General features: G+C 35.6%; 17 protein-coding genes and 3 pseudogenes. 11 read left to right on the top strand and 9 right to left on the bottom strand.

What is annotated here, in order from left to right:
- Positions 1 to 92: 92 nt before the first annotated feature.
- Both H7A25_20270 and H7A25_20265 read right to left on the bottom strand, forming a co-directional pair.
- The gene (locus H7A25_20270; protein ID MCP5502242.1) at positions 93 to 704 is read right to left on the bottom strand and encodes a hypothetical protein; all 612 of its coding nucleotides are present in this window, start codon (positions 702 to 704) and stop codon (positions 93 to 95) included.
- The gene (locus tag H7A25_20265; GenBank protein MCP5502241.1) at positions 701 to 1,048 is read right to left on the bottom strand and encodes a hypothetical protein; all 348 of its coding nucleotides are present in this window, start codon (positions 1,046 to 1,048) and stop codon (positions 701 to 703) included. Before H7A25_20265 ends, H7A25_20270 begins: the two co-directional genes overlap by 4 nt.
- 240 nt (positions 1,049 to 1,288) lie before the next feature.
- On the opposite strand from H7A25_20265, the gene H7A25_20260 reads away from it, so the two are divergent.
- Complete coding sequence (locus H7A25_20260; protein MCP5502240.1) at positions 1,289 to 1,765, top strand: hypothetical protein; 477 nt, start codon at positions 1,289 to 1,291, stop codon at positions 1,763 to 1,765.
- A gap of 222 nt (positions 1,766 to 1,987) precedes the next feature.
- Here the strand turns inward: H7A25_20260 and H7A25_20255 are convergent, their stop codons facing one another.
- Complete coding sequence (locus tag H7A25_20255) at positions 1,988 to 3,502, bottom strand: IS1182 family transposase (GenBank protein ID MCP5502239.1); 1,515 nt, start codon at positions 3,500 to 3,502, stop codon at positions 1,988 to 1,990.
- Positions 3,503 to 3,601: 99 nt separating this feature from the next.
- Between H7A25_20255 and H7A25_20250 the strand changes: the two are divergent.
- The 4 genes and pseudogenes from H7A25_20250 to H7A25_20235 all read left to right on the top strand — a co-directional run bounded on the left by H7A25_20250 (position 3,602) and on the right by H7A25_20235 (position 5,014).
- A pseudogene (locus H7A25_20250) lies at positions 3,602 to 3,886 on the top strand (FG-GAP repeat protein).
- Between the two features lie 150 nt (positions 3,887 to 4,036).
- A pseudogene (locus H7A25_20245) lies at positions 4,037 to 4,333 on the top strand (hypothetical protein).
- A 111-nt stretch (positions 4,334 to 4,444) separates the two neighbouring features.
- A pseudogene (locus H7A25_20240) lies at positions 4,445 to 4,777 on the top strand (FG-GAP repeat protein).
- Positions 4,778 to 4,852: 75 nt separating this feature from the next.
- Complete coding sequence (locus H7A25_20235) at positions 4,853 to 5,014, top strand: hypothetical protein (GenBank protein ID MCP5502238.1); 162 nt, start codon at positions 4,853 to 4,855, stop codon at positions 5,012 to 5,014.
- Here H7A25_20235 and H7A25_20230 read toward each other — a convergent pair.
- Entirely contained in the window at positions 5,004 to 6,062 is a 1,059-nt protein-coding gene (locus H7A25_20230) for an IS630 family transposase (GenBank protein MCP5502237.1), read from the bottom strand. The genes H7A25_20235 and H7A25_20230 overlap by 11 nt on opposite strands.
- A 167-nt stretch (positions 6,063 to 6,229) precedes the next feature.
- On the opposite strand from H7A25_20230, the gene H7A25_20225 reads away from it, so the two are divergent.
- The 4 genes from H7A25_20225 (at position 6,230) to H7A25_20210 (ending at position 10,834) form a co-directional block, all read left to right on the top strand.
- Positions 6,230 to 6,688 (top strand): AgmX/PglI C-terminal domain-containing protein, encoded by a 459-nt coding sequence (locus H7A25_20225; GenBank protein MCP5502236.1) that lies wholly within the window; start codon positions 6,230 to 6,232, stop codon positions 6,686 to 6,688.
- Between the two features lie 31 nt (positions 6,689 to 6,719).
- Positions 6,720 to 7,742 (top strand): IS5 family transposase, encoded by a 1,023-nt coding sequence (locus tag H7A25_20220; GenBank protein ID MCP5502235.1) that lies wholly within the window; start codon positions 6,720 to 6,722, stop codon positions 7,740 to 7,742.
- A 116-nt stretch (positions 7,743 to 7,858) separates the two neighbouring features.
- Complete coding sequence (locus tag H7A25_20215; GenBank protein ID MCP5502234.1) at positions 7,859 to 8,002, top strand: hypothetical protein; 144 nt, start codon at positions 7,859 to 7,861, stop codon at positions 8,000 to 8,002.
- 471 nt (positions 8,003 to 8,473) lie between these two features.
- On the top strand, positions 8,474 to 10,834 hold the full coding sequence (locus H7A25_20210) for a sensor histidine kinase (protein ID MCP5502233.1): 2,361 nt from the start codon (positions 8,474 to 8,476) through the stop codon (positions 10,832 to 10,834).
- Here the strand turns inward: H7A25_20210 and H7A25_20205 are convergent.
- A complete protein-coding gene (locus tag H7A25_20205; GenBank protein MCP5502232.1) occupies positions 10,831 to 11,436 on the bottom strand; it encodes a response regulator transcription factor in 606 nt (201 codons plus the stop codon). The two genes, H7A25_20210 and H7A25_20205, sit on opposite strands and share 4 nt — an antisense overlap.
- Positions 11,437 to 11,692: 256 nt before the next feature.
- Here H7A25_20205 and H7A25_20200 point away from each other — a divergent pair, with 256 nt between their 5' ends.
- On the top strand, positions 11,693 to 13,687 hold the full coding sequence (locus H7A25_20200; GenBank protein ID MCP5502231.1) for an SBBP repeat-containing protein: 1,995 nt from the start codon (positions 11,693 to 11,695) through the stop codon (positions 13,685 to 13,687).
- A gap of 142 nt (positions 13,688 to 13,829) precedes the next feature.
- Positions 13,830 to 15,431, top strand: coding sequence for a hypothetical protein (locus tag H7A25_20195; GenBank protein MCP5502230.1), 1,602 nt, complete (start codon positions 13,830 to 13,832; stop codon positions 15,429 to 15,431).
- A gap of 2 nt (positions 15,432 to 15,433) precedes the next feature.
- On the opposite strand, the gene H7A25_20190 is transcribed toward H7A25_20195, so the two are convergent.
- The 4 genes from H7A25_20190 to H7A25_20175 are packed head-to-tail and all read right to left on the bottom strand — an operon-like array spanning position 15,434 to position 20,368.
- The gene (locus tag H7A25_20190; GenBank protein ID MCP5502229.1) at positions 15,434 to 16,201 is read right to left on the bottom strand and encodes a DUF1295 domain-containing protein; all 768 of its coding nucleotides are present in this window, start codon (positions 16,199 to 16,201) and stop codon (positions 15,434 to 15,436) included.
- 8 nt (positions 16,202 to 16,209) lie between these two features.
- The gene (locus H7A25_20185; GenBank protein MCP5502228.1) at positions 16,210 to 18,021 is read right to left on the bottom strand and encodes an FAD-dependent oxidoreductase; all 1,812 of its coding nucleotides are present in this window, start codon (positions 18,019 to 18,021) and stop codon (positions 16,210 to 16,212) included.
- Positions 18,018 to 19,151, bottom strand: coding sequence for a hypothetical protein (locus tag H7A25_20180; protein MCP5502227.1), 1,134 nt, complete (start codon positions 19,149 to 19,151; stop codon positions 18,018 to 18,020). The genes H7A25_20185 and H7A25_20180 overlap by 4 nt, the downstream gene beginning before the upstream one ends.
- Positions 19,148 to 20,368 carry a DUF4105 domain-containing protein gene (locus tag H7A25_20175; protein ID MCP5502226.1) on the bottom strand — a complete coding sequence of 407 codons (1,221 nt, stop codon included), beginning with the start codon at positions 20,366 to 20,368 and terminating at the stop codon, positions 19,148 to 19,150. The genes H7A25_20180 and H7A25_20175 overlap by 4 nt, the downstream gene beginning before the upstream one ends.
- Positions 20,369 to 20,449: the final 81 nt, after the last annotated feature.

Raw genomic sequence — 20,449 nt, 5'->3', positions numbered from 1 at the left:
TCATGCAGCTCTCTTAGGGTGACGCTTAAGCGTCACCCTAAGAGAGGGGGTGAGGGAGTATATCGATCCATAAGCGTCTCCCTAAGAGAGGATCAGGCTTCCCTGTAGGAGACCGAAGGATGAATAGAATCTACATTATTTAGAATATTCTTATCAACCACAGGCCGAATGAGCTTAAATGTTTCTTCAAAAACTCCTCTTCCTTTTCCTCTTAAAACCCTTTCCAATTTTTTCTTGTTAATAAAACCGCCGGAAGAATATTTTGCTTCTAAGGTTCTGGGTTTTGTATACCTCTGGTATAAGAATGAATTTAGATGGAAAATTTCTATGAATTCCGCATAATGAGCAACTACATCATTAGATTGGAATATAATTATTCTATGATATTCTTCCTCTTTGCAGGTGTTTACAATATTAGGAATTTTATCAGAGGTATAATGAAGGGAAGCGTAATAGATTCTGGAAGAAACTATTTGAAGTCTTTTGAACCTTTGCAACCATGCTCTGGAGATATTTCCAACTAATTCCTCTGAGAGCATATAGGAATCATTTAGATCATAAAAAGAAGTTTTTATATGGCTCAAATAAAAAGCATACTCTGATTTAAAATCCAGTTCAGGATCTTTCTTGAGAGTCTCTAAATCGCATATAGGGATTTCTTTTAGAAATAAAACCAGATAACCTTTGACTTTAAGAAGATTCATTTTTGACGACTGAAAACTCTTTTAATTATTGTTATTATCCAATTAGCTTTTACTTTTTTATTCATTTTTCTATAGCTGTCAAACTCCCTGGTTACTTTTTGAAATCCGGCAGAAGCAGTTTTTATTTCCCCTGCTTCTATAGATTGTTCAATCCTCCATGATTCTCCGAGTCCTACCTGAGAATAAATTTCAACATGAGCTTGATCATAGGGTATTTTCTCCGGATCTAAAGTTTGGCGCTTTATAGCTTTAGTCATGTTATTATCTTCCTCAGTAAACTCTTCTCTGGCTTCTTGAAATTTATAATACTTCTCAGCTTGCCTGTCATCTTTAAAAAGTTCCATTCTTCAAATTTCTTATAGTATTTATAGCCTGTAAAGTAAAAAATTGTTTTCAGGTTTTTCCAGCAGAAGCTAAAAAACAGAAAAAAGGCTTTTGAATAGAATGGAGACAATTCTTGTCGCTCAACTTGAAAAAGAACAGTTGGCTGAACTTAAAAAAGAATTCGGTTTTCTTGACAAATTAAGTATGATGCACAGAATCTATAAAATCGCAAGATTCATATTGAATAACAAGAGAAACTGATGGAAAAGAAAAGTCCTAAAGACCTACACAAAGAAACAAGGGAACTGGTGAATTTTATTGAAGCAGTTCCGGGCTATGTTGTTCTAAAGTTTTACGAAATAGAACAAATACCTCTCATCAGTCTGCGAAATCGTAGCGACATAGGACACTGCCAGGATTCTTTTATGTATTTTTATAACAGCTTAGCCGAAAGTGGGAAGCACTCTATAGAAGAGAAGAGCATCGACCTTGAACTATACGATAGAATATGCGAAGATATTAAAGCTAAATACTTTATGCTCGTTGGATATACAACTCATCCGGATGCAAAAAGAATCGAAGAATTGAACTCTGATTGTGATGGACTTTTATATTTTAAATATAGTGATATAACTTTCGGTGTTCATTACTTCCTGAGTGACTTTGAAGCGGATTATCCTTTTGTTGTAAGTAAAGAATATTATAATTCCTTAAAAGTAGAATTTGAAAAAGAATAAGATTTAAAGAAAGTGAACTATACCCTCTCTTAGCCCTGGCTCCCCTGACAGACTGTGTGAAAAGTGAGCAAAAAAAAACCTGTAGATATTGACGAACTCGGTTCTTACTAAAAAAACTAAAAACCAATCATTCCAAATTGGTTTTTAGTAAATAAATTTACTATAAGTCATAAAAGAGAGAAAATTCATTGCTATCCATCAAATAAAAATCTATTATTCCTACTATTTTGCATTTACAGCATCTATAAAAGCCCTTATTCCCAGAATATTTATGACTCTTTTAAAATTATAAGCAAAACATATGAAACTAAATTCGGCCTGAACGCTTCTAATTCCTTTTTGTATAAAGTAAGTGAACCCCAAATTTCTCTTTATAGTGCCAAATGGGTGTTCCACAATCTCCTTACGTTTACGAATTAGCTTTTTATTTTCCTCGTTCCCCATCTCTTTTTTAAAATCATCCATTGTCTCTCGGTTTATCGAGACCCGAATAGTTCGTCCAGTTTTACTATTGGTACATTTTGCTCTATGAAAACAATCTTTACATTCCTTACATTTATACTCATTTACATAAATCCCGTATGACGTCTGTCTTGGATTTTCATTTTGTCTATTTAATTCTTTTCCTGCCGGACATACGTATATATCCCGCTCTTTATCATAAACAAAATCCTGGATTTCATATCCTTTTGCAGGAAGTTTATCAGGATTACTTTTACATTCACGCTTATTATTACTATCCAGTGCAGATTTGGTATCTGGTACTATAATATTTATCCCCGATTTATCTTTATTATTCATTATTTCTTTTTCACTAAAATATCCGGAATCCATTACTGCATTTGTCTCATTTTCTATTTTAAGTTCTTCTTTTATCGACTGGACTTTTTCAATCATAGGAGTCATTTGTTCCAGGTCATTTGACTTTTGCGATACATCATTTGCAATAATCAACTTATTTGTATTATCCACTGCAGTTTGGGCATTATATCCAGGACGAATTTTTCCTTTGTCACTTTGAAATCTTGAATCTGTGTCGTTAGCAAAATAGACCTGTAGTTCCGGGTCGTTTTCAAATAATTCCCGAATCCCTTTCACTTTATCATTGTATTTCGTTAGTCTTTTTAGTTTATTTAATACATCCCTGGCTTCATCTCCATCTTTAAGATTTAGTTCATTTGCTTCGGAAATATCATTCAATTCTAATTCCTCCAAATATTCCTGTATTTTGGATTTTATATTTTGCTCGATATTTTCAATACGCTCTCTTTTAAATACATTATTTTGTCCGTTCTGTGCTCTTAGCTTCGTTCCATCAATTCCAACTATTGAAAGAGTTAGTAGATTCATTTTCTTGCAAAAGAATAAAAACTCTTTGAAGATATTTTTTATTCCATCTTTATTATTTTTTCGAAAATCAGCTATTGTCTTAAAATCCGGGGCGAGATTCTTTGTTAACCACCTAAGTTCCTGGTTTCTATTACATTCCTTCTCTAATTTTCTGCTACTTCGGATTCGTTCTATATATCCGTATAAATATATTTTTAGTAAATCATGTGGATTATATGGTGGTTTACCTGTTTCTAACTTTGGAATTTTAAAACCTAATTTTTTAAGATCGAGATTATCAACATAGGCATCAATAACCCTTACCGGACTATCTTCTTTTATGACGTTATCCAAACATTCACTGTATAATACTATCTGTTCTCGAGAAGTTCCTTGTATATAATTCATAGCTGCACCTATAACTCTTTATCGTTATAAGGAAATTTTCTATATACATTACATTCCTGACAAACAAAAAATATTCAATAACGAGACTTTTCACACAGTCTGTCAGCAACCATCTATACCATAACCGCTACGAATAGCGGAGGTAGCACAACAGCTAGCATAAGTATTACTGTATTTTCCAATGAATGGGTTCAGGATGCCTACTTAAAAGCCTCTAACCCGGGAACTAATGATTGGTTTGGTCTCTTTGTTTCCATTAGTGGCAACTATGCTATTGTCGCAGCCCGACTGGAAGATAATAGTTCCACGGCTATCAATAATACCGACAATGCAAGCATTACCGATGCAGGAGCTGCCACAGACTCCGGAGCAGCTTATATTTTTAAAAGAAATAGTACCAGCGGTGATTGGTCTCAGGATGCTTACTTAAAAGCTTCCAATACAGGTGCAGGTGACAATTTTGGTTGGACTGTCGCAATAAGCGGTGACTATGCAGTAGTCGCGGCCTTTGGTGAAGATAACGGCTCAACCTCTATCGTTAATACCGACAATGCAAGCATTACCGATGCAGGAGCTGCCACAGACTCCGGTGCCATTTATGTATTCAAACGAGATAGTACTACCGGCGATTGGTCACAGGATGCTTACTTAAAAGCTTCCAATACAGGTGCAGGTGACAATCTTGGTTTTGGAGCTGTTGCCATAAACGGTGATTATATAATTGTCGGAACTTATGAGGAAGATAATAGTTCCACGGCTATCAATAATACCGACAATGCAAGCATTACCGATGCAGGTACTGCCTCAGCCTCCGGTGCTGCCTATATTTTTAAAAGAAATAGTACTACCGGTGATTGGTCACAGGATGCTTACTTAAAAGCTTCTAATGCAGGTGCAGGTGACAATTTTGGTCAACATGTAGCTATTAGTGGAGACTATGCCATTGTAGGTAGCATTGTTGAAGATAATAGTTCCACGACTATCAATAATACCGATAACGCAACCATCACCGATGCAGGAGCTGCCACAGACTCCGGAGCAGCTTATATTTTTAAAAGAAATAGTACCAGCGGTGATTGGTCTCAGGATGCTTACTTAAAAGCTTCCAATACAGGTGCAGGTGACAATTTTGGTTGGACTGTCGCAATAAGCGGTGACTATGCAGTAGTCGCGGCCTTTGGTGAAGATAACGGCTCAACCTCTATCGTTAATACCGACAATGCAAGCATTACCGATGCAGGAGCTGCCACAGACTCCGGTGCCATTTATGTATTCAAACGAGATAGCACTACCGGCGATTGGATACAGGATGCTTACTTAAAGGCTTCTAATGCAGGTGCAAGCGATTATATGGGAGCGATAATAGCTATCGACGGAAAATATATCATTGCTGGTGCTTTTAAAGAAGACAATTCTTCCGGCTCTATAGTCAATACCGACAATGCTAGTATTACCGATGCAGGAACTGCCACAGACTCCGGAGCAGCTTATATTTTTATACTCACGGCATAGTGGTTTTCGGATAATCCGGGTAAAGAATTTGCATTTTCTTACCAATAAATATTTGTAATTCATCCTTGAAGGAGTGAATATTCTTAAAAAAATCCAGTATAGCTTCTCTGAATCCACCCTGTCCTGAGAAATTCGGATAATATTTTGAGTTGATTACCTTCTTACGCATAAATTTCCAAAGCCTTTCTATCAGATTTAAATTCGGGCTATACGGTGGAAGATGAATCATAACGATTCTTGAGTCTTTTAGATAATTCTTTAATTCCTGGCTAAGATAATAGCGTGCATTATCAGTAATTATGTAAATATAAGCCTTATCTTTATATTCTGCTTGTATTCTATCAAATAATAAAATAGTAGATTGTGTATTAACTTTTTCGCTCTCTACTATAAAAACTTCTGATGAAATAGGGTTGTAAGCACCGTTAAGATTCAGTCTTTGTCTCCCTGTATTACAGGGAATATGTTTTTCCGTACCTATTTGTATCCATGCTTTGCTAGTATGCGTATTGTGTTGAGGATGAACTCCGTCACAAAAAAGAACAGCTTCATCGTTACCCAGGTTCTTGATTAAGCTCTCAAAGCCCTGATAAAATTGATTCTGAATTTCCGGTTCTACTGAAGGGTTCACTCGAACTAATTGTTTGTAAGAAAATTTTAACAGTTTTAATAGATTCCTCACTCCTCTTTCAGAATATTCTGCCCCAAACTTTTCTTTAATATACGGGATGAGTTGTTTTGAATCTGTTATTATTGATTCTAATATATGTTGTTTCAATTCCATTAGCTGGATTTCCTGCAATTTTCCTTTGTAGGGGATAAAATTTAAAGCCAACCAATCCTCCATATTTTTACTTTCAATAAATTTCTTTTTCCAGTTACTTACCGTATCTTCGTCCAGCATTAAAATCGCTGCAATTTCTATTGAGTTATACCCTCTGTCAAGGAGATTAATGATCTTTATACGATCCGCTATTCTCTTATCCTTCGTTGTCCTGTGGATCTTCTTTATTATGATTCTGTCTGCTTCGCTGAGTGGGATTTCCATATTAAAATTATCGTACACACACCACGTTTTCTTTATATTTTATCCGAAAACCACTTTTCCTTTAGTATACATTAAAATAAGCGAATCCATCCAAGTTGATTGTAGGGACGCCTGACAACACGTCCTTACAGATGTGGTATGGGGTAAAAAATAATAAGGAAACTTTTATGAAACAACATTCTGTCAGTGTCACAATAGGACTTTTAGCTGTTCTGATAATTGCTTACCTACTCTATCGCGATAGTATGAGAGAAAGACAAATGGCACTGCTTATTAGCCAGAGCCAGCAGCAAAAGACAAAGGATGGTGGAAAAACCATTGACCCCTATCTCCAAAACCAGGTAAAAAACCGAATCATCAAAGGATATGCAGAACTTCAGGATTGCTATAAAGAATACCTGGATAAAAATCCGAAAATTACGGATGGAGATGTAAAAATGGACTGGCAAATAGACACAGATGGTAAAGTTCTCAGCCCGGATGTGATATTGAGTCCGTTGGAAAATAGTTTTCACCTTTGTATGAAGAAAAAAATTGCAAACTGGCAATTTCCGCAACCTCTGGTGCAGAAATATATCGTACATACTTTTAAGGGAACCTCTAAAAACCTGCATAAAAAAAGGTAAACAAAAATAGCGGTCAGTAAATATTTGTTTTATGGGTAATATGAATATTTTTGAATCACAATCACGAAAGAAAAAGCTGGAAAAGATAGGCGATCCATTAAGAAAGCTTTCGGACTTAATCGATTTTGAAGTATACCGAGAAGAATTAGAGAGCATGTATCGTTCCGGAACAGAAAAGGGTGGTCGACCTCCTTATGATCCGGTGAAGATGTTCAAGATCATATTATTACAGAAGCTCTACAATTTATCAGACCAGCAGACAGAATTTCAAATAAACGATAGAGCCTCATTTCAGAGATTTATTGGTGTGAATGATTATGAATCCTTACCAGATGAGAAGACTATCTGGTTATTTAAGGAACGCTTAATTACCGAAAATCTACTGGATATATTATTCTCCAAACTTCAATACTGGATTCATAAATCAGGGTTTACAGTAAAAGAAGGAGCTATTATGGATGCAACTATTATAGAAGTTCCGATTCAACGAAATACAAAAGAAGAGAATGCACAAATAAAGAATGATGAAGTTCCTGAAGATTGGAAAAATAACCAGAGTAAGTTTTCTCAAAAAGACACTGATGCAAGATGGACTAAAAAGCACGGTAAATCCTATTATGGTTATAAAAACCATATTATTGCAGATGCATCCACAAAACTTATTCGAAAATATATTGTTACATCAGCATCAGTCCATGATTCTCAAATAGGTCCTGAGTTAGCAGAAGACTTGCATGAAAAGGAAGATTGTTTTGCAGATAGTGCTTATAATGCTCCTGAAATAGAAGTTGAAGTCCGGTCACGAAAAGCAAATCCACTATTCTGCAAGAAAGGTAAAAGAAATCATCCGTTGACTGATGAAGAGAAAGAATGGAATCGCTCTGTATCCAAAATAAGAGCTCGAGTAGAACACGTGTTTGGTGATATGAAATCATTTGCTGCTGACAGAATTCGAAGTATCGGAATAAAAAGAGCGAAGATGCAAATCTTTCTTGGTAATTTTGTGTATAACCTGAGAAGAACTTGTTTCCTGCTGCGGGCGAGATCCGTCTGAACAGCAGGAAAATCGGTGGAATTTACCCTATTCCACCGATTTAAGAAAAAAATAGGGTGAAAACAAAGAGTATTTGAAAAGCATTGAAGATGCTAACTTTATTGAGAGGGATAAAAATGAAGTTAATAGAGGTTCCCTTAAGTTTAGCAAAAAATAAAATTACAGTATCCCCTCATTTTACCTCTGCTCTCTTACAGGATTACTGCTTTAAGGGAGCAGCAAACGAAAGCGAGCCACCGGTGGCTCGCCTTCTTCCCTAAAAAACCACGCCCTTGTTTAGGACAAACCACGCTTTACTTTAGGACAAACCACGCTTTGCTTTAGGACAAACCACGCTTTACTTTAGGACAAACCACGCTTTACTTTAGGACAAAGCACGCTTTACTTTGGGACAAAGCACGCTTTACTTTGGGACAAACCACGCTTTGCTTTGGAGAAAACAGGCTTTAGTTTAGAACCAATCACAGCTTACTCGGGAACAAGAAGCCTTTCAAAACAAGAAAGCACGGTTTAAACCGGCAACTATTAGAGTTTATTTTTAGTAAACTTTTACACTAAGTGAGGTATGTCAAAGTTGCCGATACCGAACCCAAAATATCCTTGACTTCTCCTTCTTTCTTAAACTACGCTTAGTATCTCCTTATGATAGATGAAACAATTTACAAGGAACTTCTGCTTCCCTTAATAAGAACTGTGGAAGGCATAGAAATTGCATTGAGTATCTTAATTAAATGTATAGAATAAAATGGATTTATAATAAATTTATATTCCTTTATATCCTTTTTAGTTCTTCTCTTTTTTCTGAGGAAGCTTTCCTTGCCAAAAAAGGAGTTTTCGATTTAAGAACCTGGAATCCTGATACGCAGCAAATTTTCAGACTCGATGGAGAATGGGAATTTTACTGGAAAACTTTTTGTTCATCAGAAGAGCATCCTATACTTGATAAGAAAACAATAGTAGACTGCACAAAAGAAAAAAGAACCGATTTTATGAATTCTGTTTATTGGAACGATTTCCGGGTGGAAGGAAAAGCGCTCGGAAGCTTCGGATATGCAACCTACCAGATGAAGATTATATTGCCCGAAACTGAAAGGAAGTTAGGGATAAAGTTTATGGCGACAAATTCAGCCTTCTGTGCTTATGCAGATGCAAACCTACTCTATTGTTCAGGAAAACCGGGAATGGATAAAAAATCTACAATTCCTTATTATACTATAGGTATTGTCCCTATTCCCGAAATAATACAAAGAAAAAAGAATTTTACTCTTACCATTCATATTGCTAATTATCATCACAGTAGAGGTGGTTTTAATGAAAAATTTTTTTTAGGAGACTTACAAGTTCTTCAAAAAGAATATAATAGAAATCTATTACAAACGGTGTTTTTAGCCGGTTCTTTGTTTTTCATGGCAATCTACCACTTTGGATTATTCTATTTTTTAAGAAATAATTCAGCCCTATATTTTGCTATCTATTGCATCATATCAATTGTTTTTCTGTCCTATCAAAATAACTTGTTCTTGTATAATTTGTTTTCTCCCAGGGCATTTAAGTTCATTCTAAGTTTGGAATACTTTACTCAGAATATAGGTGCGAGTGTTTTTCTTTTATTTATAAATTCTATATATGATAAATATTTTTCACGTAGACTTTATCTAATTACTTTATATTCAACCTTATTTTTAGGAGCATTTGTATTATTCACACCCAGTGAGATTTTTACCAGAACATTAATTATCGGAAATATTCTCATTCTCCTTATTATTCTACAGAGTTTAACCGCTATTGCTCTGGCGCTTAGAGACAAACGAAAAGATGCCAAAATTACTATTTTAGGATTTATCATTTTATTTGGCTTCGTTTTAAATGATGTTTTATACTCTATGCATATAATCTCATCTTTTTACTTATTGTATTACGGAACCTTTATTTTTCTGTTTTTTCAGTCTTATCTTTTGATCTACCAATTCATTGAATCTTTCAAGAAAGTAAAAGTGCTATCTAATGAATTAGCTATATTTAATAAACAATTGGAGGCCTTAGTAGAAAAACGAACTATTGAATTCAAGAAACAAAAGGAAAAAGCTGAAAATGCCAATCGGCTCAAAGACAAATTTGTATCGATTGTTTCTCACGATTTAATTTCTCCCATTTTAGGAGTGATTAACCTATTAAAGATAAGCAGAAATTCCGAAATAGAAGTTTCTTCTCCTGAAAAAGTAAGCAATCTTGCTGTAAGTATTGAAAGCCTTGAGAATGTAAAAAATTTTGCTGAGCAAATTCTATCTATGGATAGGTTGCAGAGTTTTTCCTTACAGCTAAAGTATGATTATATAAGTATAAAGGATATGTTCACAAACTGCTTAAAACAATATTACCCCCTTATTGAATCCAAAAATATCAAAGTAGATTTAAATATTGATGAAGATTTCTTCTTTATTGGAGATGAAGAATTATATATTCAAGCTATTTCGAATATAATTTCAAACTCTATTAAGTTTTCACACTCCAATTCAAGAATATTTATCGGCTGCACATATCATAAGTCTTTCTATAAGATTAAAATTCGTGATGAAGGTATCGGAATTGAAGAGGAAAATATTCCCATCTTATTCAGAAAAGATATTCGTTTTCAAAAAACAGGAACAAGAGGAGAGGGCGGACATGGATTTGGCCTTTCTTTCTGTTATGATATTATAAAAGCTCATAAGGGAAGTATTCGTGTTAAATCTCAAAAAGATAAAGGCAGTACATTTATTATCGAACAGCCATTCAGCGAAGAAGTGATTTTTATTTTTCAAAAAGATGTAAAGAAAGAAGTAGACTTTACATATAGAGAGGAAATGATTTTCTATTGCTTTAGGGACTCATACCTTTTAAAAAATACATTAAATACAATATCTCCTAATTTTATATTGATTCACTTCGCTACCTTTAATAAAGAGAAAGACTTCGTAAACTCCTTATACAAGGAAAGGAATAAGAAAATCTATATATACTCAGAAAGTCATGTTTCAATGGATGAGGAAATGGAAATTCCTATTCTTTTTGGAGATTTACTCTCTGTAATAAAGCAAATTATTACTGATTAAAAAAAGTATACTTCTCTGGCCTTACTTATCAACTCTAACAGACTATTAGTATGAAAAATATCTTTTAGCTTTTTAACATGAAACTCAACTGTACGATAAGAACACTGCTGAATTTCAGCAATCTCTTGATAACTTTTTCCATCTAAAAGAAACTTGAGTATTACTTTCTGCTTTTTACTTAAAGTATAATCCTCATTTGGATTTGTAACAGAATAAAGGGTTGAGGAAAAATAGGACTCTCCATTCATAATTCGTTTTAAAGTATTATTTAATTCTGTAATTTCCTCTTCTTTAGAAATAAAGCCATGAATACCTAAAGATATGGCTTCCTGCAAAATCCCGGATCCTGTTAACATGGAGTATATGACAATTCTTTTGTTTATAATTTTTTTACGACATCTCTTCAGAAACTCAATACCATCCATATCTTTCATATTAATATCTAAAAGAATTATATCATATAACCTTTTATCCAGTATATTTTCGAGTTCATATCCATTGCTTGCTTCAAAAACCACTCGGAATAATTTATCCTGTTCCAAGCAAGCTTTTACTCCTTTCCTTGTCGCAGAATGATCATCTGCAAGAATTATCTTATACATCTTAACCTCAAGCTAAATATTAACAGAGCAATGAAAGAAAACCGCTGTTACCTTGCAAGACAATTTTATAGATTTACTTTTTTTCCTGAAAGCTAGGGAAATCACTAGCTTTTCAAATATAAATAGCTTTTCAAAAAAGTAGACCTTCTAAATTCAGCCCATTCGTAGAATAAATGGATTTTTCTTCTACAAATAGAGTTACTTCTGTCTCAGGAGAGAACTCATAAATTATTATTTAACATTGAAGGATTTAGTAATGAGAACCTTAATTATTCCTATTCTATTAGGATTATTTTTTCTATCCGATTGTGGAAGCAGCAAGAAGAAAAGCGGACTTCCCTGTGTAGGTGCCTTGCAACAAAACCAGCTAAACTGGTATGACCATATTCAGGGTAAAACCAATGACCGAAAAGGCGCAGTATTAGAATGTGGTGTTGCTCTTCAAGTATTGCAAAGTTCTCAGGCAGGTTCAAGTGGAACCGGAACTGGCACAAGCACTGGAACAGGAACTGGTACAGCCACAGGGACTGGTACAGGATCAGGAACAGCAGCACCTTCCGGCTTGACTTATAGTGGAAGTCCATTTAGTTTTACAAAAGATATAGCGATTACTACGCAAACACCCGTATTTACCGGCACTGTAACTTCCTGTACAGCGTCACCCACATTGCCTGCGGGTATTTCGATTGATAGTAGTTCCTGTGCACTCAGTGGTACTCCCACTGCTTCACAGGCGGCCACAAGTTACACTATAACTGCAACGAATAGCGGAGGTAGCACAACCGCTACCATTAGTATCACCATTGCAAACCCGACTTACAGCATAGGTGGAAGCATATCCGGACTAACTGCCAGTGGTCTCGTTTTACAGAATAGTGCAGCAGATAGCCTGACAGTAGCTGCAAATAGCACTTCGTTTAGCTTTAACACTAAAGTGACAGGTGTTTACTCCGTAACCGTAAAAACAAATCCAACAGGTTTACTCTGTAGCGTGACCAGTAGCAGCGGAACTGCAAGTGCCGACGTTACCAATGTAAACATATCTTGTGCAAGTCCATGGACTAGATTAACCGGTGTTGCATCAGGAACAGTGGAAGCGTTTGGAATTATAGGTGATACAAATGGAAATATATATGTAACAGGGAGGACAGATAAGGGTCTGGATGGAAATTCTCAGGCAGGATCTTATGATCTATTTGTTGTTAAATACGATGCTCTTGGAACAAAAAAATGGACAAAGCAAATGGGTGTAACAAGTGCAGCTACTTATCCTTTCAATATAACTACCGATTCAAGTAATAATATATACATAGTAGGAAGAACGAATGGAGATCTGGATAGTATTACGCGTACTGGTTCTACAGATATGTTTATAATAAAATTTGATAGTGATGGCAATAAGCAATGGACGAGGTTAGTTGGAGTTGCTTCCAGAGAAACTTCTGGTATGGGAATTAAAGTAGATTCTAACAATAACATCTATATAACCGGAAGCACAACTGGAAGTTTATACAAAACTGCAGCCGGATTAGGTGAGAAATTTATAGTAGCCAAATATGATAGCAATGGAACAAAAGTTTGGGCAGACCAATATACTTTGGATGTATATAGTACCGGCAGAAATATAGTCCTGGACTGGGGTGGTAATGTTTATATAATCGGTTTTACAAGTGGAGTTTTAGATGGTGTTGCACTTACCGGAAGTTATGACACTTTTATTATGAAATATAATAGTACCGGTACGAAACAATGGACGAAGATGTTGGGAGCTAACGGAGGTCAAGCTAATCCCTGGGGACTTGATATCGATTCAAATAATAATATTTATATATCAGGTGAGGTGAATGCAGCATTTGCCGGTAATACCAAGGTAGGGAATAATGATATGTTTGTAGCCAAGTATGATACCAGTGGTACGTTCCAATGGGTTAAGCAGGAAGGGCTGACCGGGATTCAAACTTTCAGTTATGGAGTTGTTGTGGATTCCAGTGGCAATAGTTATGCAGCCGGACGTGGAGGGATTGGCAGCAAGACAGGACTCATGGATGCATTTGTCGTGAAATTTGATACCAATGGCACCAAGCAATGGAGCCAGCAACTGGGAGTTACAAACAAGGTTGTGGAAGGAAGAACACTTTATCGGGATGCGAGTGGTATTATCTATACCTGCGGATTTACAAATACCGATCTTGAATCACAAACGAAAACCGGAACTCAGGATCTATTTGTAAGTACAAAATTAAATCCATAAACAACGAGGATTTCTTGTTTTCTTTATAGGGTATTTCCCTCAATAAAATCCGGAGTTTTTATTCCCGGAAAAAATGAGGTCTCAGTAAAAAAAAAGAAGAAAATAGCTGTTTTATTTTTCTATACGATAAATATGGAAAATTATGAAGCTATTTCTTCTTTTTTTTGGTTTTCTATTTTCAACAGGCTTATTCTCTAAAGACAAGACCCTTCTTATTCTTCCTTTTGTTTCCGAGGCTTCTCTTTCCAAAGAAGCTATAATCGTGAATGAGTTTGTTCACTTAGATTTTGAATCCAAGAGTTCTTATAAGCTCATAAAACCCCGAAATAAACAGGCAGCTTGTTTTGAATTAGATTGCGGCTTAAAGGCAGGAGAAAAAGAAAATGCAGATTATGTTCTCACAGGTTCTCTAAGAAAACTTGGTTCCTCTTATTTTTTAATGGCAAGGCTTATTGATATACAAAAGAAGGAAGTCGTTCATTCCAATCGAGGGGAAGCAAAAACCGAAGAAGAACTGGGAAGAGCTTCTTCGAAACTGGTTCAAAATTTAAGTCATTCGAATCAAAAAGAAGAAATAGGTGATGATGCAGATAATTCAATAAAACAGGAGAGTTTTCAGATAAAAACAGAACCGGAAGGAGCTGAAATCTGGTTAAACTATAAAAAACAGGAAGGTCTAAGTCCGAAAGAATTTACTTTAAAGCGAAACGAAGAGTATCATATCCGGGTAAAGAAAGATGGAATGATAAGGGAAAGAGTCATCCGGGTTAAAAAAAAGCAGGAAGATATATCTTTTTCTTTTAATATTTCAGAAACCTCAATTTTATGGGAAGGAGAAAAAAACTTCAGTCCAAATCCTTCTCCTATAAGTGAACGATTTGGTTTTAGCTTTTTCCAACCTATTTCTATCAATGATACAGGTACTCCCAAATATTTTCAATTCAATATGATTTACGGACAGAATAGAGACCTTTTTGGTTTTGGTCTCGGTGGAATCAATAGAAATGCAGTACCCGAACTTTCCGACAAAAGTACCCGTCCATCTATTATTCGGGGAACACAGTTAGGTTTTATTAATATAGGGGGAGGGGAGCTGACAGGTTTACAACTAAGCCTATTTAATATAAGTACAAAAGCAAAAGCCTTTCAACTCGGATTAATTGGTAACTGGAACACGGAAGATTTTACCGGAGCTCAGATAGGTCTCGGTCTGAGTCTGGTAAGTGTCAATAAAAACTTTGGTAACTTTTCCGGATTCCAATGGGGCACTTTTATTAATATAAATGAGATGGATTTTAAAGGTATGCAGGTAGGGGGACTTATGAATGTGAATAATGGAGAACATTCCGGCCTACAAATGTCTCTTTTAGTAGCGAATATGAATAATGGAGTTCACAGAGGAATACAACTGGCTCCACTATTAAATTATTCTAAGGAAAATTTTGAAGGACTTATGCAACTTTCCAGCTTTAACTATTCTGCAAAAGACTCTTCCGGTTTACAACTGGGGCTTATTAACCGAACAGGTGCTAATATGAATGGAATGCAATTTGGAGGAGTTAACCTTGCCGGAGTTAGTCTTAGCTTACAATTTGGTTTTCTCAATCGGGCTGAAAGTTCAAAAGGCTGGCAGCTCGGAGTAATTAACTACTCCAAAGGTAAAGCAAAGTTGCAGATTGGAATATTAAATATTGCTAAAGAAAATCGGATACCTATTCTGCCGATAGTAAACTTTGATTTTTAGAATTATAGAATATATGGAAATAGAAATTTTCTACTTTTAGGAAAATCCGGAAACTTTTCCACATACCATTTTTTTGTATTGATACTCCTGGCGAGAAGATAGGAAAACATGATCCAGAATATAAGGTAGATTTCTACAAAGCAGGAGGAAATCGCTATACCCAACCAGGAAAGCAATTCTCCTGTATAATGGGGACAGACAACATAAGAAAAAAGTCCTGTTTGCGGGACTACATAGTCTTTACTATCTCCCTTTCGTAGTCCGGCCAGTATTATATGATGATATAAATTTATTATCTGTCCTGCTATAAAAATAAATCCACCCAGAAGCAAAGCTGATGTAAGATTTATTTGCTCAGATTTTACAAGTCGATTAACAGGTTCCGCGATTGTATAGGCAGCAGCCGAATATACATAGGTAATCAGTCCAAGGCTTAAAAGCCCCATATTTCCTGAGTATTTGTGAAGGAAGATAGCTTCCAAAACCCGTTTTAAAAAGTGGAAGCATACAAAAATACAAAGAGAAATATGGTATAAACTATTTGGATGCCCCGAAGAATAATAGACAAAGAGGTAGGTAATGATAGGTACAGTATAAATGATTACCATCCCTCTTCGTGTAGGGAAATTCCCCTGTCCTCTAAACTTACTGTATTGTAATTGAAACCTTTTAGAATATTCTAAATAAAAAACAATTAATCCAAGAATGAAAAAACCTGTGAATCTGATAATATTTACAGGACTTGATAAATCTGTTAATATCCAACTCATAAAACCTCTTACGCTTTAACGGATGTAATAAGACCGAGTGCATCAATTTGCCAATCCGGGGTTCCGGAACGAAGGATTTGTATTTTACCTTTTTTTTCTCCGATTTTGTCTAACAAGGTATTTGTTACCATCTTTGCAGCCACATTGGTTCTTTCCATAAATACGGCATGATGTGGAAGACTCACCCAGTCTCCGATGAATAAAAGGTTTTCAATAGGTGATTGTATTTGAGGTCTATTTTTCTCATCACCCACTCTATGTCCTGTGTAAGTATCCCAGTGATTAATATAAAATTCAGAAAAATCCTTCAAGTCAGGAAGAACTTTTTTCAATTCTTCATGGATGATTTTAGCAATCTCTTTATAGGATTTATTCCTGAAGGCTTCAACTTTTGCCACCTGCACTTCTATCAACTCCGCATGTCTTTCTTTTAAAAACGGCATCTGTCGAACCGACCAGTTCGAAGTAAAGCCTATAAATTCAAAGCCTGTAGGCATAAAATTCGCTGTACTATAATCCGAACCGGGAGGAAAACGCTTTGACCATGCATCCGAATTTTCATAGAGCAAATTGACGCAGAGTATGGAAGCTGTACTTAAATCCTTTATTTTTTGGAAATATTCTTCTTCTAAATTAACTCTTAAAATTAAATCTCTGGCTCCCCGAATATCTGTTGCGTTGATAAAGTAATCAGCCAGGAAAGTTTTTACATGGGATTCATCCGGATTCAGTAGATCTAACATAGAGGGATGAGCCCCACAAAATGGGCAGTGTTCATACTCTCCCGGTCCCATGATATTACCACAGACCCTGCAACGCTTTACTCTCTTTCCCTGTATATGCTCATTAGTATTAACAGAAAGAATTTTTCCATTTTCTTTACGAACACTCGTTACTTCCTGCTGATAATGAATTTCCCCCCCATTATTTTTAATATGAGCTAAAAGTGGTTCAATCAAAGTTTTGTCTATTGGATACTTATAATAATCTACACGGGAATCGGCAGGTAAACTTCCAAGTTTTATGAAATTTGCAATAGCAATAGCCGAACATTCTTTGCTGAGCATAAAATATCCCATTTCGGCAATTCCATCGTAATAATGCTTGATAAATTCATTTCCTACACCCAGTTTCTTTGCCCAATCATAAAAGCTAATACTATCCAGATAGAATCTCTGTTCCTTATCCAGATAATCAAATCCCCACATTTTAGTAGCAGCTTTTAAAGAGCTTAGTTGTCCCTCTTCCGGAATCCGAATATTTTCTCTGGAAGGAATATACAAATTGCCCCTCGATAGCATCTGGAATCTATCAAAAGGAACAGGCCAGCTCGGGTACCGAATTTTATTCTGTATTCCACGGTTAGAAACTAAAAAATAAAAAGAATCGTTTTCATGGGTAATATTCAGAGGAATTTTATGTCGACCTAAAAACTCCCGTAAATTTTTATAAAAACCCCAGATCCCGTGAAGACCGTGTTCTCGGCTGTACCCTTCCTTGCCGAAATACTTTGAGGCAAAATTTGTATCTCTCCAGGCTTTTAATTTACCCAGAGCATAATTCGTTTTTTCTATTACAATGACTTTAAAGCCTCTATCGGAAAGCTCACAGGCTGCCTGTATGCCGGCAAGACCTCCGCCAATAATACAGACTGTTTTATCGTTGGAAGGAAGCTTAACCTTGTTTTCAGGAACCTCCGGAAAGAGTTTCTTATATTCGGAATTTGCAAAGTAGGAATAGCCCAGACCTGTTGAATAAGAGCCGAGTCCCAGACCTCCTGTAAACAAAAGAGCTTTTTTTAAAAATTCTCTACGGTTCATAGGCTTTCATTCTTCTCAGCAGGTTTAAAGGAAGTACATGAGTTTTTACTTTTACAGAACTTCTTCTCCAGTATGTAACTAAATATAGCCTGGATTCGTTGCTTCGCAATCGGCCATAGAAAGTAATGATCATTTCGAAAAGCACAATATGTAACACTTCCTGAAACATAGCTATCTGCTAATAAAGTGATTCCATCATTCGGTCCATATTGTATAAGATTTATGTAATAGGGTTTTGCACGTTCTGATACATGTCTAAAAAAAGGAGTGCCTATCACATTAACTAATAATAAATGCTGTGGTTTCTGCATGGGTTCTTGTAGAATCTTATTCTCAGAACTCATGTCCAAAAAACCCTGCCAGTTATAGCCATGCCACCAGAAATAAAGCCGACCTTCCATATTCTTCCAGAAGTCATCGGTAACGACTTTGATTCCCTTACTTCCTTTATTGAGACCTCCAATATTATACCAGGCCTGGACTTTTTGAAAGTAAGTTTCTGAACCACATTTTTTAAATGCAGCTTTAATATCACTACTTCCCTTGCTGACTGAAGCAAGGATTATTCCTTTAGACTTGTTCTCATTTTTAATGAAGTTACAAATTGTCTCTGCGTTTTGTTCCAGAGTTCCGGTCTGATCTATTTGTATGAGTTCTTCTAGTAAACCTATTTCTTTTGCTATATTTCTAAGAACCTTACCATCAGCTCCTACATTAGGATTATCTTTATAGAACATGCCGGGGACTACTGCCAGTAGGACTTTTTCTTCGGAATAGTTCGGAATTTTTTCTATGTATTCCATTTCTTTTTTTTCAATATAGCTAAGAAAGCTTTTATTTAAAGGTTCTTCTGTGACCCTATGATAAAAAAGAGCTGTGGCTTTATCCACATCCAAACTGTCTTTTGTGATTTTCTGTAAAACCTCCCGATTCAAATCAGAAAGAAGAGGATACTCTTTTAGACTGGCTGCCCAATTGAGATACTCTTTTTCATCTTCGCAAAGATTGGAGATGTGGTAGAGATTTTCTTTACAGGAAACTTTTCGAACAGCACTTGTATTTACTTCTAACTTCTTATCTACATGGCAGGAACTAAAGAAAATCAAAAATAAAGTAAATAGGGATTTCATGCGGACTGAGGTGTTTTGTTTGAGATAAATGACTTATAAAATACACCTGCAAAAAACAGAATTGAGAAAAAGAGAGAAGTATCAATATTTTGCGGGTAAGTTGTAAAGCGAAGGACCAAAGCCAAAAATAAAAGTCCGAGACGCAGACCGGAATAATACAGCAGCGGTTTGGAAGATTGCAAACGCTTTACGAGTATAAAATCAAAGGGAGTGAATACAAGAACCATTAGGGTTTCGTCCATAAAATCAAAAGTAGTAAAAATCCAGACAAATGTGGCGACAAGTCCTCCCAAACCGGACATCAGACCAAATAGTATACGACCGGTTCTTTCATAAGAGGAGAGTCTTTTTATGGGAAGCTGAGTCAAAACAGCAAATATAAACAGGATAAATCCCATTTTACCGCTGATATCTAAAGTGGATTGAGTTCCCCATCTATCCTGAATCAAGACTTTATCTCCGCTTAAAAACTTATTATCCTTTAAGGCTTCGTAAAGATCCAGGGGTAAATAAATGAGATCATGTTTATCCCGAATTTTATCTGTATCCCTATCAAACAAAAGCTTTTCATTAATACGCAACCAAACAATCTGATTAGAATAAGGTAAAACCCGTTTTCTCCAGGTATTAGTTTTATCACTTACCTCTTTTAACTCAATTCGCTTTCCGAAGGCTTCTCCCAATAAATCGCGAGAAAAAGTAACACAATTATTGGTGAAATTATTGTATTCATAACCTTCCTTATTGTCTTCGATCTTCTTTAAAACCGTCTGAAAGAATTTCTTTTTTTGTTCGGCATTTAGATTCAGATCAGAGACAAGCATTCCTCTACCTGAAGAATCCCAGGCGTTATGTGCTGATTCCATGGGTAGAACATTTACAAAAAATTTGGCATTACCTTTTAGGAGACTGTAGAGAAACGAAATAGAAGGTTCGTATTCTCCAAAATCGATATAGAAATCTTCCTTAGAAAATTCTTTTCCGAGGATAACCCGAATAGCTGAATGACCGAAAGCTGTGGTAACGGTTATTCCGGGGCTTACCGTTACCAGTTGCACTTTTGCTGATTTAATTTGGTTTTCCGATAAAGAGGGAACCATTTTAAGAAAATATTGAAAACTTTCTTTTCTCCAGCTCTCTTTAGGATTTTTTTCTTCAGCAAACAGAACAAAACTTAAACAATAGATTAGAAATGGTAAATAGAACAAACGCTTCATAGATAGATAATATTAAGAAAAGTTTTATTAATAAGAATGAAAATAGCGAGTAGAATTAGCTAAGCGAAGGATACTCAGGCA

Source organism: Leptospiraceae bacterium, assembly GCA_024233835.1.
Taxonomy (GTDB): domain Bacteria; phylum Spirochaetota; class Leptospiria; order Leptospirales; family Leptospiraceae; genus JACKPC01.
This window is presented reverse-complemented; position numbering and strand designations above follow the sequence as displayed.

What these genes read in the sequence shown, in the direction of transcription:
- H7A25_20270 (MCP5502242.1), bottom strand. Translation starts at nt 704, where the DNA reads ATGAATCTTCTTAAAGTCAAAGGTTATCTGGTTTTATTTCTAAAAGAA.
- H7A25_20265 (MCP5502241.1), bottom strand. Translation starts at nt 1,048, where the DNA reads ATGGAACTTTTTAAAGATGACAGGCAAGCTGAGAAGTATTATAAATTT.
- H7A25_20260 (MCP5502240.1), top strand. Translation starts at nt 1,289, where the DNA reads ATGGAAAAGAAAAGTCCTAAAGACCTACACAAAGAAACAAGGGAACTG.
- H7A25_20255 (MCP5502239.1), bottom strand. Translation starts at nt 3,502, where the DNA reads ATGAATTATATACAAGGAACTTCTCGAGAACAGATAGTATTATACAGT.
- H7A25_20235 (MCP5502238.1), top strand. Translation starts at nt 4,853, where the DNA reads ATGGGAGCGATAATAGCTATCGACGGAAAATATATCATTGCTGGTGCT.
- H7A25_20230 (MCP5502237.1), bottom strand. Translation starts at nt 6,062, where the DNA reads ATGGAAATCCCACTCAGCGAAGCAGACAGAATCATAATAAAGAAGATC.
- H7A25_20225 (MCP5502236.1), top strand. Translation starts at nt 6,230, where the DNA reads ATGAAACAACATTCTGTCAGTGTCACAATAGGACTTTTAGCTGTTCTG.
- H7A25_20220 (MCP5502235.1), top strand. Translation starts at nt 6,720, where the DNA reads ATGGGTAATATGAATATTTTTGAATCACAATCACGAAAGAAAAAGCTG.
- H7A25_20215 (MCP5502234.1), top strand. Translation starts at nt 7,859, where the DNA reads ATGAAGTTAATAGAGGTTCCCTTAAGTTTAGCAAAAAATAAAATTACA.
- H7A25_20210 (MCP5502233.1), top strand. Translation starts at nt 8,474, where the DNA reads ATGTATAGAATAAAATGGATTTATAATAAATTTATATTCCTTTATATC.
- H7A25_20205 (MCP5502232.1), bottom strand. Translation starts at nt 11,436, where the DNA reads ATGTATAAGATAATTCTTGCAGATGATCATTCTGCGACAAGGAAAGGA.
- H7A25_20200 (MCP5502231.1), top strand. Translation starts at nt 11,693, where the DNA reads ATGAGAACCTTAATTATTCCTATTCTATTAGGATTATTTTTTCTATCC.
- H7A25_20195 (MCP5502230.1), top strand. Translation starts at nt 13,830, where the DNA reads ATGAAGCTATTTCTTCTTTTTTTTGGTTTTCTATTTTCAACAGGCTTA.
- H7A25_20190 (MCP5502229.1), bottom strand. Translation starts at nt 16,201, where the DNA reads ATGAGTTGGATATTAACAGATTTATCAAGTCCTGTAAATATTATCAGA.
- H7A25_20185 (MCP5502228.1), bottom strand. Translation starts at nt 18,021, where the DNA reads ATGAACCGTAGAGAATTTTTAAAAAAAGCTCTTTTGTTTACAGGAGGT.
- H7A25_20180 (MCP5502227.1), bottom strand. Translation starts at nt 19,151, where the DNA reads ATGAAATCCCTATTTACTTTATTTTTGATTTTCTTTAGTTCCTGCCAT.
- H7A25_20175 (MCP5502226.1), bottom strand. Translation starts at nt 20,368, where the DNA reads ATGAAGCGTTTGTTCTATTTACCATTTCTAATCTATTGTTTAAGTTTT.